Origin of the sequence: Bradyrhizobium sp. WSM2793 (assembly GCF_000379585.1) — a bacterium.
Taxonomy (GTDB): Bacteria; Pseudomonadota; Alphaproteobacteria; order Rhizobiales; family Xanthobacteraceae; genus Bradyrhizobium.
On the sequence record NZ_KB902774.1, the window covers coordinates 104,534 to 120,240 of the forward strand.

General features: G+C 65.3%; 13 protein-coding genes and 1 pseudogene. 3 read left to right on the plus strand and 11 right to left on the minus strand.

The features are described from left to right. Window positions 1-4 precede the first annotated feature (4 nt). From A3AS_RS0109600 to A3AS_RS0109610, 3 genes are all read right to left on the minus strand, one after another. Complete coding sequence (locus A3AS_RS0109600) at window positions 5-1,009, minus strand: Gfo/Idh/MocA family protein (RefSeq protein ID WP_018317380.1); 1,005 nt, start codon at window positions 1,007-1,009, stop codon at window positions 5-7. A 181-nt stretch (window positions 1,010-1,190) separates the two neighbouring features. After that, window positions 1,191-2,603, minus strand: coding sequence for a mannose-1-phosphate guanylyltransferase/mannose-6-phosphate isomerase (locus A3AS_RS0109605; RefSeq protein WP_026201837.1), 1,413 nt, complete (start codon window positions 2,601-2,603; stop codon window positions 1,191-1,193). A gap of 7 nt (window positions 2,604-2,610) precedes the next feature. Continuing rightward, window positions 2,611-3,600 carry an SDR family NAD(P)-dependent oxidoreductase gene (locus tag A3AS_RS0109610; RefSeq protein ID WP_018317382.1) on the minus strand — a complete coding sequence of 330 codons (990 nt, stop codon included), beginning with the start codon at window positions 3,598-3,600 and terminating at the stop codon, window positions 2,611-2,613. 220 nt (window positions 3,601-3,820) lie between these two features. Between A3AS_RS0109610 and A3AS_RS0109615 the strand changes: the two genes are divergently transcribed. Together A3AS_RS0109615 and A3AS_RS0109620 are read left to right on the plus strand one after the other, a co-directional pair. Then, the gene (locus tag A3AS_RS0109615) at window positions 3,821-4,780 is read left to right on the plus strand and encodes a lysylphosphatidylglycerol synthase transmembrane domain-containing protein (protein ID WP_018317383.1); all 960 of its coding nucleotides are present in this window, start codon (window positions 3,821-3,823) and stop codon (window positions 4,778-4,780) included. Beyond that, entirely contained in the window at window positions 4,777-5,811 is a 1,035-nt protein-coding gene (locus tag A3AS_RS0109620; RefSeq protein WP_018317384.1) for a glycosyl transferase, read from the plus strand. Before A3AS_RS0109615 ends, A3AS_RS0109620 begins: the two co-directional genes overlap by 4 nt. On the opposite strand, the gene A3AS_RS0109625 is transcribed toward A3AS_RS0109620, so the two are convergent. From A3AS_RS0109625 to rfaD, 6 genes and pseudogenes are all read right to left on the minus strand, one after another. After that, window positions 5,799-6,746: an NAD-dependent epimerase/dehydratase family protein gene (locus tag A3AS_RS0109625; RefSeq protein WP_018317385.1), complete on the minus strand. Its 948-nt coding sequence runs from the start codon at window positions 6,744-6,746 to the stop codon at window positions 5,799-5,801. The two genes, A3AS_RS0109620 and A3AS_RS0109625, sit on opposite strands and share 13 nt — an antisense overlap. Next, a pseudogene (locus A3AS_RS0109630) lies at window positions 6,743-7,962 on the minus strand (glycosyltransferase family 4 protein). The gene A3AS_RS0109625 and the pseudogene A3AS_RS0109630 overlap by 4 nt, the downstream one beginning before the upstream one ends. A 2-nt stretch (window positions 7,963-7,964) precedes the next feature. After that, window positions 7,965-9,878, minus strand: coding sequence for an SDR family NAD(P)-dependent oxidoreductase (locus tag A3AS_RS0109635; protein ID WP_026201839.1), 1,914 nt, complete (start codon window positions 9,876-9,878; stop codon window positions 7,965-7,967). 84 nt (window positions 9,879-9,962) lie between these two features. Next, window positions 9,963-11,249 carry an O-antigen ligase gene (locus A3AS_RS0109640; protein WP_018317387.1) on the minus strand — a complete coding sequence of 429 codons (1,287 nt, stop codon included), beginning with the start codon at window positions 11,247-11,249 and terminating at the stop codon, window positions 9,963-9,965. After that, window positions 11,246-12,730, minus strand: coding sequence for a D-glycero-beta-D-manno-heptose-7-phosphate kinase (gene rfaE1, locus A3AS_RS0109645; RefSeq protein ID WP_020508654.1), 1,485 nt, complete (start codon window positions 12,728-12,730; stop codon window positions 11,246-11,248). Before rfaE1 ends, A3AS_RS0109640 begins: the two co-directional genes overlap by 4 nt. Before the next feature lie 12 nt (window positions 12,731-12,742). Further along, complete coding sequence (gene rfaD / locus A3AS_RS0109650) at window positions 12,743-13,723, minus strand: ADP-glyceromanno-heptose 6-epimerase (RefSeq protein WP_018317389.1); 981 nt, start codon at window positions 13,721-13,723, stop codon at window positions 12,743-12,745. A 159-nt stretch (window positions 13,724-13,882) separates the two neighbouring features. Here rfaD and waaF point away from each other — a divergent pair, with 159 nt between their 5' ends. After that, entirely contained in the window at window positions 13,883-14,947 is a 1,065-nt protein-coding gene (gene waaF / locus A3AS_RS0109655) for a lipopolysaccharide heptosyltransferase II (protein ID WP_026201840.1), read from the plus strand. 36 nt (window positions 14,948-14,983) lie between these two features. On the opposite strand, the gene A3AS_RS0109660 is transcribed toward waaF, so the two are convergent. Next, complete coding sequence (locus A3AS_RS0109660; RefSeq protein ID WP_026201841.1) at window positions 14,984-15,367, minus strand: type II toxin-antitoxin system HigA family antitoxin; 384 nt, start codon at window positions 15,365-15,367, stop codon at window positions 14,984-14,986. Continuing rightward, window positions 15,367-15,663, minus strand: coding sequence for a type II toxin-antitoxin system HigB family toxin (locus tag A3AS_RS0109665; RefSeq protein ID WP_026201842.1), 297 nt, complete (start codon window positions 15,661-15,663; stop codon window positions 15,367-15,369). The genes A3AS_RS0109660 and A3AS_RS0109665 overlap by 1 nt, the downstream gene beginning before the upstream one ends. Window positions 15,664-15,707: the final 44 nt, after the last annotated feature.

Genomic DNA, 15,707 nt, shown 5'->3' on the forward strand with positions numbered 1-15,707 from the left:
GGGTTCAGCCGGCGACGCGGCGCGGGCCCTTGAGGGCGGGCGATTTGGCCGCGGGCCGCGACGGCGTCTCCAGGCACTGCGTCGCGATCTCGAGGCTGGCGACGCCTTCGTCGCCGGTGACCGCCGGCGTCTCGCCGTTGCGCACCGCCTTGAGGAACGCGATCAGCTCCGCGCGCAGCGGCTCGTCATGTCCGACCGGCAGATGCCGCATCGAGTAGCTGCCGTCAGGCTTGAAGCCGAAGCACTCGGTGACCTGGCGCGTGAGCAGATCGCCCATCACGTATTTGCCGCGCGTCGCGACCGTGACGCTGCGCGCCTTGAACGGCGTCAGCCAGTTGGTGTTGATGTGGGCGAGCACGCCGCTCTCGGTGCGGAACTGCAGCAGCGCGATGTCCTCGCGCTCGGCGACCGCGCTCGACAATTGCGGCTGCACCTCGACGATGTCGGATTCGGTGAACCAGCGGATCAGGTCGATGTCGTGCACGGCGAGGTCGATGACGACGCCGACATTGGACATGCGCGGCGGAAACGGGCCGACGCGCGTGATCGCGATGGAAAGAATGTCTTCGCCCGCGATCGCCTGCTTGACGGCGGCAACCGCCGGATTGAAGCGCTCAACATGGCCGACCATCAGCGTGACGCCGGCCTTTTGCGCGGCAGCGACGATCTCGCGGCCCTCCTCCACCGTGGATGCGATCGGCTTCTCGACCAGAACATGAATGTTCCTGGCGATGCAGGCGAGCGCGACCTCGTGATGCAGATGGGTGGGAGCTGCGATGGTGACGGCGTCGACGCCTTCGGCGAAGAGCTGGTCGAGCGTCTCGAAGCTTGCGCAATTGGCAAGTTCCGTCGCGCGTGTGCGATGTGCCGGCGAAGGATCGACGACGCCGACGAGGCTGACGCCGGGAAGACCCGCAAGCACGCGCGCGTGGTTGCTCCCCATCACGCCGGCGCCAATGACGCCGACGCGCAAGCCGGCCTTTGCCGGTGCAGACCCTTTGGAACTCATCTGAGTAAACCCCGATTCAACGCAAATCCCCGGCGCGCTTCTAGCACGGACGCCACATTTGTGGCGAATGCCGCCTTGGCGGCCCGGACACGATTTGATTCAAAAAGTTACACGTTCCCCGGGCCTTAAGCCGAAAAATATCGCGTCTTTGGCCCGGGTCACGTGATTCGGAGTTTGCTGGTTACGACCTTTGATAGTCGTCTTCAATCCGGATGATGTCGTCTTCCCCGAGATAGCTTCCAGTCTGGACCTCGATCAGTTCCAGCATGATTTTACCGGGGTTCTCCATCCGATGGACGGCGCCCATCGGGATGTAGATCGACTCGTTCTCGTGCACGGTCTTCACGGCCTCGTTGACGGTGACGCGGGCGGCGCCGCGGACCACGATCCAGTGCTCGGCGCGATGATGGTGCTTCTGCAGCGACAGCCGCCCGCCCGGCTTCACCACGATGCGCTTGACCTGGTGGCGCTCGCCATTGTCGACGGACTGATAGCTGCCCCAGGGCCGATGCACCTTGAGATGCTCCTCGGTGACCTTCGGCGCGACCGCCTTCAACTTCGTGACGAGACGCTTCAGGCCGTTGGCATCCTTCTGGCGCGAGACCAGCACCGCATCCGCGGTCGCGACCACGACGAGATCGTCGACGCCCTCGAGCGCGACCAGCGCCTGGTCGGTGGTGACGTTGCAGTTGCGGGAGTCTTCGAACACCGCCGCGCCGTGCGAGGCATTGCCCTGCGCGTCCTTGTCGGAGAGCTCCCACACCGCGTGCCAGGAGCCGACATCGGACCAGCCGCATGACACCGGCACCACGGCTGCGCGCGAGGTCTTCTCCATCACGGCATAGTCGATCGAGATCGCCTTGGCCGCGCCGAACGCCTCGGGCTCCAGCGTGACGAAGCCGAGATCGCGGCCGGCATTGTTGACCGCGTTGGTGACGGCCTCGACGCTTCCTGCATCGACCCTGCGATACTCATCGAGCAGCACGCTGGCCGGGAACATGAAGTTGCCGCTGTTCCAGAGATAGCCCGAATTGACGTAGTCGGAGGCCTTCACCGCGTCCGGCTTCTCGACGAAGCGCGCGACCGCATGCACCTCGCCGGAGATCACCTCGCCCGGGTTGATATAGCCGTATTCGGTCGCCGGCCGCTCCGGCTTGACGCCGAAGGTGACGATGCGGCCGGTGCTCGCGGCGTTACGGCCCTCGCGGCAGGCGGCAACGAAAGCGGCATTGTCCTGCACGACGTGATCGGCGGCGAGCGCGAGCACGATGGCTTCACTGGCGCGGTTCTGCGCGAACACGGCGCCGGCCGCGATCGCAGGTGCGGAATCGCGCCGCATCGGCTCGAGGATCACGTCGGCCTCGATGCCGATCTCGGCGAGCTGCTCCAGCACCATGAAGCGATAGGACGCATTGGTGATGACGATCGGCCGGTCGAACAGGGAGGGATCGGAAACGCGCAGCAGCGTGTCCTGGAAAGTCGAGCGCGTGCCGAACAGCGGCAGGAACTGTTTTGGCCGCACCTCGCGCGAAGCCGGCCACAGCCGCGTGCCGGCACCGCCGCACATGATCAGGGGGATAATGCGTTTGTCCATCGTCATCTCAAACCTTGAAGTAGTCCCGATACCAGGTGACAAAATTATGGACCCCATGCTCGATCGGCGTTGACGGTGCAAAGCCGGTGTCGCGCATCAGATCCTCGACATCCGCGAACGTTTCCAGCACATCTCCCGGCTGCATCGGCAGCAATTCTTTGATCGCCGTCCGGCCCAGCTCCCGCTCCAGAAGACCGACGACGTGCATCAGTTCCTCCGGATGGTGATTGCCGACATTGTAGAGCTTAAACGGCGCATTTGCGGCAGCCGGATCGTCCGCAGGCACAAGATCGATCAGCTTGGATACTACACGTGTGACATCATCAACATAGGTGAAGTCGCGACGCATTCGGCCATGGTTAAACAGCCGGATCGGCTTGCCCGCCATGATGGCGTTTACGAACAGAAACATGGCCATGTCGGGCCGTCCCCATGGCCCGTAAATGGTAAAGAAGCGCAGGCCCGTGACCGGCAGGCGATAGAGATGGCTGTAGGACTGCGCCATCACCTCGTTCGCCTTCTTGGTCGCGGCGTAGAAGCTCACGGGATGGTCGGTCCGGTCCGCAACCGCAAATGGCAATTTTGTGTTGGCGCCATAAACGGAGGATGACGAGGCGTAAACGAGATGACGACAGCCGCTGTTGCGGCAGCCTTCGAGCACGTTGAGAAAGCCCACCAGATTGGAATCGGCATAAGCGTGCGGCTGCTCGATCGAGTAGCGCACGCCGGCCTGCGCCGCCATATGCACGACCTCCGTAAAACGATGTTGCGCAAACAGCGCCGCCATCGTCTCGCGGTCGGCAAGATCGGCCTCGACGAAGGAGAAGCGGGGCTCGTTCTGCAATAGCGTGAGGCGCGCCCGCTTCAGTGCCGGATCGTAATAGGCGTTGAGATTGTCGAGCCCGACGACGGTGCGGCCTTCGCCCAGGAGCTGCCGGGCGACGTGAAAGCCGATGAAGCCGGCGGCCCCGGTGACCAAAATCGCCTGATCCGTCATCCTGTTCCCTGGGGATCCCTAGCCCGATCCTGTTTAGCCGTCACCTCAAGGTGATCGCAATAGGCCCGCTGTATGCGCTCCATAATGCCCCCCACGAGGGCTCACGAGAGCCTCACGAGGGCTATTGCAAGATCGGCGCCAAAACCATACCAAAGCGGCCGAATTCGGCGCTCGCGTCGGGTTGCCTCAAATCTTCGCAAACCCTGTTCATGCGGGCGAGATGCGCCGAATCCTGCTGTCGACGGCCAAAATCGTGATTTCCGCGGCGCTGCTCTATCTGGCGCTGCGAAAGGTCGATCTGTCCGAATTGTTTTCGCGCTTCACCGTGACCAGCCTGTTCTGGATCGGCGCCGCGATCGCGGTCACCTTCCTGCAGATCTTCGTCGGCGTGCTGCGCTGGCGCGAGATTAGCGCCGTCTGCGGCGCGCCGCTCGAGCTCGGCCGCGCCATGCGCTACAACGTGATCGGCTCCTTCTTCAACCAGACCCTGCCGTCGGCGATCGGCGGCGACGCGGTCCGGCTCTGGCTGGTGGCGCGCGCCGGCGCCGGCTGGCGTGCGGCAACCTATTCGATCTTCGTCGACCGCGCGATCGGCTTGATCGCGCTCGCGATTCTCATCGTCGCGAGCCTGCCCTGGAGCTACACCCTCATCACCGATCCGCACGGGCGCTCGGCGCTGCTGCTCATCGATTTCCTGGCGCTCGCCGGCGGCCTCGGCTTCCTGGTTTTCGGCGCGCTGAAATGGCGCTGGCTGAAGACCTGGTGGGCCACGCATCACATTCACGCCTGTGCCGTGATCGCGAACCGCGTGATCTTCAGCCGCAGCCGCGGACCGATCATCGCAATCCTGTCGGTGCTCGTTCACGTGCTCGCCGTCGTCATCGCCTGGTGCGTCGTGCAGTCGATTGCGGCCCCGGTTCGCTTCAGCGACGTCTTCCTGCTGGTGCCGCCCGTGATGCTGATCACGATGATGCCGATCTCGATTGCCGGTTGGGGCGTGCGTGAAGCCACGATGGGCCTGGCGTTCGGCTTCGCCGGACTTGCCGCCAACGAGGGCGTCAACGTCTCGCTGCTGTTCGGCGCCGTGTCCTTCATCGTCGGTGCGTTCGGCGGCCTGGTCTGGATCCTCAGCGCGGAGAAAGCCGCGCAGGGGTCGAAGCCGATCGGAGTACCGGAGTGACGACCCTCGTCGCGGGTCCGGACCTTGCGGCCGGGCTGGTGCTGTTCGCGCTTGCGCCGGCCGTGCTGGCTGCACTGATCTCGGCCTGCGTCACCTGGCAGAGCATGCCGCTGCTGCAGCGTTATGCACTGGCGCGTCCGAACGCACGCTCGTCGCACAAGATACCAACCCCGCAGGGTGCGGGCATCGCGGTTGTCGCGGCCACGCTGCTGGTGGCTGCGTCCTGGGCGGCCTGGACCTACGGCGCGATTCCCTTGCCTCTGATCGGCTCCGCCGTCGTGATCGCGATGGTCGGGCTCGTCGACGACATCAGGCCCCTGCCCGTGCTGCTCCGCCTCGTGCTGCAGGCGGGAGCCGTGGCCGCCGTCGTCTTCACGACACCGGAGACCGCGCGCATCGTGCCGGCGCTGCCGCTCGCGCTCGAGCGCGGCCTCGTCCTGCTCGCCGGCATCTGGTTCGTGAACCTCGTCAATTTCATGGACGGGCTCGACCTGATGACCGTGGCGGAGGTGGTGCCTGTCACGGCCGCGCTGGGATTGCTCGGATGGTATGGCGACCTCTCGCCGTCCGCGGCGCTGCTCGCCACCGCGCTGTGCGGAGCCATGCTCGGCTTTGCGCCGTTCAACCGTCCCGCCGCAAAGGTCTTCCTGGGCGATGTCGGCAGCCTGCCGATCGGCCTCTTGCTCGGCTGGTGCCTGCTGGAGCTCGCCTGGCACGGACAGCCCGCCGCGGCGCTACTGCTGCCCGCCTATTATCTTGCGGATTCCACCATCACGCTGTTTCGCCGCATCATCAGGCGCGAACCATTCTGGTCGGCACACCGCACGCACTTCTATCAGCGCGCCACCGACAATGGCTTCACGGTCAAGCAGGTGATCGGCGAGGTGTTCGCACTCAATCTCGTGCTGGCATTGCTTGCCATCGTCAGCGTTCGCGCCGGCTCGACGACCGTCACGATCGTCTCCGTGATCGCAGGCGCGCTCGGGGTCGCCTTCGTGCTGCGACGCTTTTCCCGCCCTCAGGCATCCTGAGCCGACAGCGCCAGCCGCAACCCCTCGTCGAGGGAGACCTGCGGCTGCCAACCGGTCGCGAGCGCCTTCGAGATGTTGAGCTCGAGCGAGCCGATCAGGCTGTCATGCGTATCCTGCCGGCCCATGACATTGAGCAGCGTGCTGAGCAGGCCCGGCGGCACACCGAACAGTCGCAGGTTCTTGCCGGACGCTTCGGCCAGACGGGTGATGAATTCGGGCGTCGAGACCTGCTCCCTGTCGGCGACGAGGAAGATCTCGAAATTGCTGGTGGGATCGGGATGGCCGAGCCGGCGCAGGATAAACGAGGACAGGTTCTGCACGGCAAGGAAGGCGCGGTGATTGCGGATCGCGGCAACGGGCAGCGGCAGCCCGAGCTGGACCGCGCGCGTCAGCAGCGCAAAATTGCCCTTGGCGCCGGCGCCATAGACCAGCGGCGGCCGGATCACCGAGATCTTCATGTCGTTGTCGCGCGCCAGCGTCCTCAAGCCCGCTTCGGCCGCAGCCTTGGACATGCCGTAGAGGCCGCGCGGCGTCAGGATGTCGCTCTCGCTGAACGGGGCGCGGCCCTCGTTGCTGCGGCCGTGCACGAGCACGGTGCTGATGAATACGAACTGGCGCACGCCGGCCGTCGCCGCACAGCGCGCCAGATGCAGCGTGCCGGCGATGTTGACGTTGCGGTAGAGCTGGACCGCATGCTCCTCGTGCTTGTGGTGCACGCGCGCGGCGAGATGAACGACGGCGTTGACGCCTTCCAGCGCGGCCTGCCAATCGGTCTCGGGACCGATCGTTTCGATCACGACCTCGTCGTCGGCACCTTCCGCGCGGCGAACCGCGCGGCGGACCGACCATCCCTCGCGCTGGAGCGCCGGCACGACATGACGGCCGACGAAGCCGCTCGCTCCCGTCACCAGCACCACCGGTTTCTTCTCGCTCATCGTTGCTCCGAAAGGTTCGGGGTGTGCAACAATTCGTCGATCACACCGGCATAGGCGTTCATCGCCGTCGTCCGGTCGAATCGCAATGCCGTCCTCACCGCGCGCTCCGTCATCGCATCGTCGGTGGACGGGACGCCGCGCGGATCGCAGCGGCGAGCTGGTCCGGCCGGCCCGGCGTCACGACCCAGCCGAGCCCGTTCTCCACCACCGTCAAGGCGGCCTCGGCCTCCGGCTCGGACACCAGCACCACGGGACGGCCGACAGCCAGCAGATTGTAGAACCGGCTCGGCACCGACACCCCCGCAACGTCCTTCCTGTATGGAATGATCCAGAGATCGGCGGACGCCAGGAACGCCTCGAGCTCGGCATCCTCGACCCGCCCGACAAAGGAGACATTGGGCAGGTTCGCCGCCGCCTGCAACTGCTTCAGCCGTTCGAAGCCGATGCCCCAGCCGGACAGCAGGAAGCGAATGTCGGTCTCGTCCTTCAAAAGCCGCGCCGCCTCGAACACGATCTCCGGATCATGGGTGAACCCGAGATTGCCCGACAGGCCGACAATGAAGCGCGCCGAAAGCGCCTTGCGGAACGGGTTGTCCGAACTGACCGGCCGCGACGCGGGCACGAGCGTCGCCCAGTTCGGGATGAAACGGATCTTGTTCCCCGTCATGCCGGCATAGCTCAGCAGCGGCCGCTCAGCGTCGCGGCCGATGGTGATGACGGCATTGAGGGCGCGGAACATCAGGCTGTTGGCGGCGCGCATCGTCCGCGTCACGAACGAGCCCGGTTTCAGCAGGCCCGCCATCACCAGCACGTCGGGAAAGAGGTCGTGCATGATCAGCGCCGAGCGCGCGCTCTTGAACCTGGCTGCCGCCGCCACCGCGTAAGGCAGCATGAACGGGGCGGTGACCGTGAGCACAACGTCCCCTGCCTTAAGCTCGCGCAGCAAGGCAAAGAACGTGCGCGCCGCGAACAGCAGCTCCGAGACCCCGCGCCGCACCAGCGCCGCCTTGCCCGCCATGCGGTTCTTGATTGCGATGACACGCGGCTTGCCCGGGCCGGTCTGCAAGGCTGGCAATGCGCCCGGCCAGCCCGAGAGCACGACGACCTCGCGCTCGGCGGCGAGACGGCAGGCGATGTCGGCCATGATCGCCGCCGTCGTGCTCGTATCCGGCGGATAATGCTGGCTCGCGACGACGATCTTGCCCCGAGGCTGCATGGTCAGGCCGCGGTCGACCCGAATTCGGGCACCGCATCCTTCAGGATGGTCCTGATTGTGGCGCGATCGTCGCGTGCGATCGCCTGCTCCAGCGCCGCGATCCATTTGCGCAACGTCTGCATCGGCGGCTCGTTCGGCTGCGCGGCCATGATGCCGGCAACGCCGATCTCGCGGGTCGGCTCCTCGGTGGCGAACAGGATCTCGTGCAGGCGCTCGCCCGGCCGCATGCCCGTGAACACGATCTCGATATCGTAGCCGGGCTGCAGCCCGGAAAGGCGGATCATGCGCTCGGCGAGATCGACGATCTTCACCGGCTGGCCCATGTTGAGCACGTAGACGGAGACGTCAGGACGGTGCGTTCCGAGCGCATGCGTGGCCGCGGTGATGACGAGATCGCAGGCCTCGCGGATGGTCATGAAGTAGCGGACCATGTCGGGATGCGTCACCGTCACCGGGCCGCCGGCCTCGATCTGGGCCTTGAATTTCGGAACCACCGAGCCGTTCGAAGCCAGCACGTTGCCGAACCGGACCGAGATCAGCCGCATCGGCGGCTTGGCGCCGTGCGCCCCGGCTGCGAGGTCGTGATCCAGCGCCTGGCAGTACATCTCCGCAAAACGCTTGGTCAGGCCGAGCATCGACACCGGCTCGATCGCTTTGTCGGTCGAAATCATCACCATGGCTTCGGCGCCGGCGGCAACGGCGGCATCCGCAACGTTGATCGAGCCGAAGATGTTGGTCTTGACGCCCTCGCTCCAGTCGCGTTCGAGGATCGGCACGTGCTTGAGCGCGGCGGCGTGGAACACGATGTCCGGCTTGAACCCGGCCATCAGGCGCATGATGCGCTCGCGGTCGCGGATGTCGGCGATCCGCCCTTCGACTTCGGCAGCCGCCCCTCGCGCGGCGAGCGCTTCGGTGATGGCGTAGAGCGCAGGCTCGGAGTTTTCCACGATCAGGAGCCGCGCGGCGCCGAAGGCGACGACACGCTCGCAGATCTCCGACCCGATCGAGCCGCCGCCGCCGGTGACGATCACCGCCTTGCCGTTGATCAGCGCTTCCAGGCGCGCATAGTCGATCGTCTCGCTCGGCCGCAGCAGGAGGTCCTCGACCGCGACGGCCGTGAGCCTCGGCGTATCGCCGCTCTCGAGCGAGGGCATCCGGTTGACGATCACACCCAGCTTGCGCGCCCGCATCAGGATCGATTCCGGACGCGCTTCCGGCTCGAATGCCGAGGGCGTCATGACGAGGCGCGCGATCGGCTTATTGCGCTTGGCGAAGTCGGCGACGACGTCCTCGACGTCATCGATGCCGCCCAGCACCGGCACGTTGCGGATGAACTGGCCCCGATCCGAGCTCGACGGCGACAGCACGCCGACCGGCCAGATGCGCTTGATCGCCCCGCTCTCGATGCCGCGCAGGAGTACCTCCGCATCCGCGGCGCGGCCGATTAGCAGCGTCGGCGCGGCCTCCTCGCCCCTGGCGTGACGCCGCACCCGCGTATAGCGGAAGTAACGATAGGTCATGCGCAGCGCGCTGAGGAACGAGATCTCGAGGAACCAGTAGAGGACGATCGTCACCTTGCCGAGGAAGAAGGCACCGCGGACGTTGGGGGCGACGAAGATGTAGTCGAGCACCAGCAGGGCGACCGTCAGCACGGACGAGACGCGAATGATGTTCAGCGCATCAGGCAGCGAGATGAAGCGCCATTTCGTCGTGGTCAGGTTGAAGATGAAGAACACGACCACGCTGAAGGCGAGGAAGTAGGGCAGGATCTGAAACAGCAGCGGCAGGCGCTCGAAGAAGCCGTCGCCACCCTCGAATCGCAGATAGAAGGCGGCAAAAAGCGCCGCCGCGGTCGCCAGCAGGTCGTGGAGCGCGATTAGGAAATTGCGCAAGGTGAGATGCGAAAGACGCGTCATCCGCCGACCGATGAAAACCCAGTTAGATGCAACCTGACCGCGCTGATAGCCCATCTGGACAGGACTTGCCAGCCGCGCGGCCTTTCAGGAACCGGCTTCCCCCGTCTTCGCCTTGGCCTGTTGCGCCCGGATCACCATGCCGCCGGCAACGCCGACGCCGATGACGTACATCCAGCCCTCGTGGAAGTCGAACAGATGGGAGTTGAACAGCGAGGTGAAGACGTTCTGCACCACCACCAGGAGCCCGATCCAGTTGGCCAGCCCGTCGCCGCGAAACAAGCGTAGATGCAATATCCAGATCGCGTAGAGAACGGCGATGCCGATCACGCCCCATTGCACGGCAACGTTCAGTGTCTGGTTATGCGGGTTGCCGATCACCTCGGCGGACGCCTGGTACTGACCGGCGGGCGTCGCAACGCGTTCGAACAATCCGCGCGTCGAGCCGGTGCCGTGTCCCATGATCGGCGCCTCGGCGAAGAAGCCGAGCGACTTCCGCCAGAATTCGAGCCGCAGCCCCGCCGAGGTCGGCTCGCCCTTTTCCATGTAACGCGTGTAGTCGTCGGAAAACCTCTCGGCGGTATGGCGCAAATATGGCGAGGCCTGCCAGGCGAGAACAGCGGCGACAAGCAATGTGGCGGAGATGAGCGCGATGCTGCGCCATTTGAGATGAAGCAGCGCGAACACGCCGAACATGATCGGAACGGTGACGAGCGCTGTGCGTGACACCACCACGAACGTCATGTTGACGAAGAAGCTCAGTGCCAGCGCCGTCAGCAGCCCGGCGAACCAGTATCGCTTCTCACGCAGCAGCATCACGATCGGATAGGCGAGCGCGACCGCGCAAAGCGCGAATTCCTGGCTCTGGTTGATGTAATTCTTGACGAAGATGCCGCGCTCGGCCGGATCGGTCTTGAGCGCGAGATTCGGGTAGAAGGCGACCAGCCAGGACATCACCGACAGCAGGGCGCAGGACGCCAGGAAGGCGATGAAGATCCAGCGCCCGCGCGGCGAGCGCTCGAAATGATAGAACAGCACCGGCAGCACCAGCAGCTTGATGGTCGGATTGACCGCATAGAAGCGGGCGCCCCAGCTCGCGTCCGACCACAGCGTCCCCACCAGCGCGAGCAGGACCAGCGCGATCGGGGCCGCGCAGATCGGACGCGTCAAGGATTGCAGGAACGCGCGGACGTCGAGAAACGGCACCATGCAAATCAGCATCAGCGCGCTGAATATCCCCGCCAGCGAGGTCGACCACGGCAGCGAGGCCGCGGTCAGGACCGCAAATATATCGACGGTCTCGCGCCAGGCCGCCGGGCTGCGCAGGCGGCGAAGCAACATTCCGCCGGTCGTCTCGCGTGCCAGTGCCGTCACTTGCCTCCTCCCCGGGCGCGATGGACCAGCGCCGTCGTGCTGAAGCCCTGCAGGATGTCGACCAGCACGACGGTGCCGCCCGCGGCCTCGACGACCTCGTGGCCGACCACCTGCTCGCGGGTGTAGTCGCCGCCCTTCACCAGCACGCCAGGCTTGATCCGGGTGATCAGGTCGATCGGCGTGTCCTCCTCGAAGATGACGACGAGATCGACGGCCTCGAGCGCGGCGAGCACCTCGGCACGCGCGCGCTCGTCCTGGACCGGCCGCTCGGCGCCCTTGAGCCGCCGCACCGAGTCGTCGCTGTTGAGCCCCACGATCAGGCGGTCGCAGGCGGCGCGCGCCGCGGTCAGCACCTTGACGTGGCCGGGATGCAGGATGTCGAAGCAGCCATTGGTGAAGCCGACGCGCTGGCCTTGTGTTTTCCATTCGGCGAGTTGCGCATCGAGTGCGGCCGGCTCGAGCACGATCTTCTCCTCGGCCGCCAGAGTGGCATGCGGCAGGATCTTTCGGCGCAGCTCGGCCGCGCTCACACTGGCGGTGCCTTGCTTGCCGACGGCGACGGCGGCAGCGGCATTGGCCATGCGCAGCGCCGTGTCCCAATCCGCGCCTGTAGCAAGCGACACCGCGAGCGCGGCGGCGACGGTGTCACCGGCGCCGGAGACGTCGCGCACTTTCACCGGGAAAGCCGGAACGTGAACCGCCGCGCCATTGCGCGGCACCAGCGTCATGCCGTGCTCGCCCTGGGTGACCAGGATCGCCTCGCAATCGGCGAGCCGCATCACGTCCTCGCTGGCCTCGACGATGCTCTGCACCGTCTCGGCGCGGCTGCGGGTCGCTTCGGAGAACTCCTTGCGATTGGGCGTCAGCAGCGTGGCGCCGCGATAGATCGCCCAGTTCAGGCTCTTGGGATCGACGATCACGGGCTTGCCGAGCTTTCGCGCGGCATCGATGGCGTGGCGGATGACGCGCGCCGTCAGCACGCCCTTGGCGTAGTCCGACAGCAGCACGATGTCGGCGCGCGCGATCTGCGGCAGGATCGCCTCGATCAGCTTCGTCTCGATGTCATCGGAAGCAGGCGCCGCCTGCTCCCAGTCCGCGCGCAGCATGTGCGTGGAAAAATACTCGGAGACGAAGCGGACTTTTCGCGTGGTCGGGCGCGTGGGATCGCACACCAGCACGCTTTCGATGCCGGCGTGCCCGTCCAGCGCCGCCTTGAGCCGTGCACCGGCATCGTCCTCGCCGACGAGGCCGACGAAGATGCAGCGCGCGCCCAACGAGGCGACATTGCGCGCGACATTGCCGGCGCCGCCGATATGGATCTCGCTGCGCTGGGCCGCGATGACGGGCGCCGGCGCTTCCGGCGAGATCCGCGACACCTCGCCATAGACGAACTCGTCCAGCATGATGTCGCCGATGCACAGCACCGTGCGGCCTGAGATGGCCTGCGCGAGGGCGTCGAAATCGAGAATGGGCGTCGGCATGGTCAAAAGGCCTCAGCGGAAGCGGTCGGGCCGGTCGAGGTAATCCCCGACATAGGCCTTCACCGCATCCTCGAGCGTCGTGAAGCCGCCGTTATAGCCGGCGCGGTGCAGGCGATCGACCTCGCTCTGGGTGAAATACTGGTAGGCCCCGCGGATCTGCTCGGGCATGTCGATATATTCGATGTTGGGCCTGGTGCCGAGCGCCGCATAGGCCGCCAACATCAGATCCCTGAAGCTGCGCGCCTTGCCGGTTCCGACATTAAAGATGCCGGATACCGACGGCGTCGCCAGCAGCCACATCACGACGCGCACGACGTCGTCGACATAGATGAAATCGCGGCGCTGATCGCCGTCGGCGATGCCCTCGCGATGCGACTTGAACAGCTGCACCACGCGGCCTGCCTTGACGTCGTCGAAGCGGCGCGCCAGCACGCTCATCATCGAGCCCTTGTGATACTCGTTGGGGCCGAACACGTTGAAGAATTTCAGGCCCGCCCATTGCGGCGGGAGCGGATCGCCGTTCGCTACGCGCCCGGCGACCGCGAGATCGAACATGTGCTTGCTCCAGCCGTAGAGATTCATCGGCCGCAGTTTCTTCAGTGCCGGCAGCGAGGCGTCGTCGTCAAATCCCGTCTCACCGTCGCCATAGGTTGCCGCCGAGGAGGCGTAGATGAACGGCACCGCGCCCGCCGTGCACCAATCGAGCAGGCGCATCGACAGGCGGAAATTGGTTTCGAACACGAGGTCGCCGTCGGTCGCGGTGGTCGCGGAAATCGCCCCGAGATGGATCACAGCCTCGAGCTTGCGGCCCTTCAGCCAGTCCATCAGCTCGGCCGGCGGGACAATATCCACAAGCTGGCGCTTGGCGAGGTTCCGCCACTTGCCCTCGTTGCCCAGGAAATCGCAGACCACGACGTCGCTGCTGCCCGCGTCATTGAGCGCGGCCACGACATTCGACCCGATAAAACCGGCCCCGCCGGTCACCAGCAACATTCCGAAATCCCTGCCCGATCTTTGCGGCCCGGTCCTGCCGTAGCGCATGAGCCGCCAAAGTGTAAGCGGTTTTGGGATTGAGTGGTCTGCCGGCTTTACCTGCCGGCCTGGAGCGGCTACCGAACCGCCACAATCAGATCGTCTCGGCCCTATTAACGAATGAACCAAGATTCGACACTTAGCGGAGATGCAGATCGGAGCGACACCCGCCCGATTCTGATCATTCCCTACATGTGGATCGGCGATTTCGTCCGGAATCACACCGTTGTCCGGGTCCTCAAGGAGCGCTGGCCGAACCGGCCGGTCGATCTTCTGACCACCTCCCTGTGCGCCCCGCTGGTCGATTACATGCCTGGCGTGCGCGAGGGGATCGTCTGGGACCTGCCGCGCGGACGCCTCGCCGTCGCCCGCCAGCTCGCCCTGGGGAAACTCCTGCGCGAGCGGAACTACGGCACGGCCCTGGTGCTGCCCCGGACCTGGAAGGCGGCCATCGCCCCCGCCCTCGCCGGCATTCCTGAACGGGTCGGCTTCGTCGGCGAGTTCCGGTTCGGCCTGCTCAACCGCTGGCGCTGGGGCGAGAAGAAGCTGCCGCGCTTCATCGACAAGAACGCCGCCCTGGCCCAGCCCGACGGCGCCCCGCTGCCGGCGGAATGGCCGGTACCGCAATTGCGGGTCCCGGCCGACGATATCGTCCGCTGGCGGCAGGCCAACGGAATCGGCGCCGGCGCGGCAGTGGCGCTGGCCCCCGGCTCGGTCGGCGTCTCGAAGCGCTGGACCTACTATCCGGAGGCCGCCCGGCTGCTGGTCGAGCGCGGCCTCGAGGTCTGGGTGGTCGGCGGCCCCGCGGAAAAGGGGCTGGCCCAGGAGATCGTCGCGGCCGGCGGCTCAGGCGTGCGGGACCTCACCGGCAACGATCTGCGCAACGGCGTGCTGGCCATGGCGGCGGCCGGCGTCGCCATCTCCAACGATTCCGGCCTGATGCACATCGCCGCTGCGCTGGGCACGCCCACCATGGGCATCTTCGGCCCGACCAGCCCCTATCTCTGGGCCCCCCTCAACGGTCTCGCCGCGACCGTGGTCCAGGACAAGGAAGTGCTGCCCTGCCAGCCCTGCCAAAGCACGGTCTGCAAGATGAACGACCACCGCTGCATGCGCGATATCGCAGCGAGCGAGGTGGTGGCGATCGCGCAGCGGGTGCTGGGGGAGGCTGGAAAGCCGGCTTAGAATTGAGCGTGGCGCCCGCGGAAGCCGGGCATGAGATCAAGCATGCGCGCGCGTCAGTTCGTAGGGAGCGGTGAGAGCATCAATTGGAATGCTCCATTCCTTGCTGATGATGCGGATCATGTCCAGCGTCAGCGGACGGACACGATTCAAGATCTCGGACGCTCTGTTGCGACCAATCAGACCCGCCAACTCTGACTGCGACCGTCCCATGGACTCGATCGCGAAATGGAGAACGTCGACTGGATCGCCGCGCGAGGTCGCGAAGTGATTGTCTTCGTATTCCTTGATGAGTGAAGACAAAACTTCGAAGCGATCACCATCGGGCGTGCCAGGCGCCGGCTCGGCCTGGAAATAACGAGATACTTCGCCGATAGCCCAATCGTAATCCTGTTCATTGCGAAGAGGCCTTACGTCCATCATCACACGGTCTCCGCGTCTATTCCGTCATATTCTTTGTGCGTGCCGACGAACTTGATGAGAGCAGTTTTGAATGTGTAGGAGAAATGAACCACAAGGCGATACTTGTTGCCGCCGATGTCGAAGATCGCTCTGTTATCGCCAACGAAGTCCACGTTGTTTCCGAACGCCTTCTTCAAGTCGGCCGGACCGCTCCAATCGCCTTTGGACACGATCTCATACCAAGTCCCCAAAGGGGTCCGCGCCTTGGGGTATCGCTCACAGAAGACCTTCAGTGCCCTTCTTGCGATAACGTTCATTGCCATAGCACGTTCCCGAAATGGGATCAATCGAAAATTCCCAT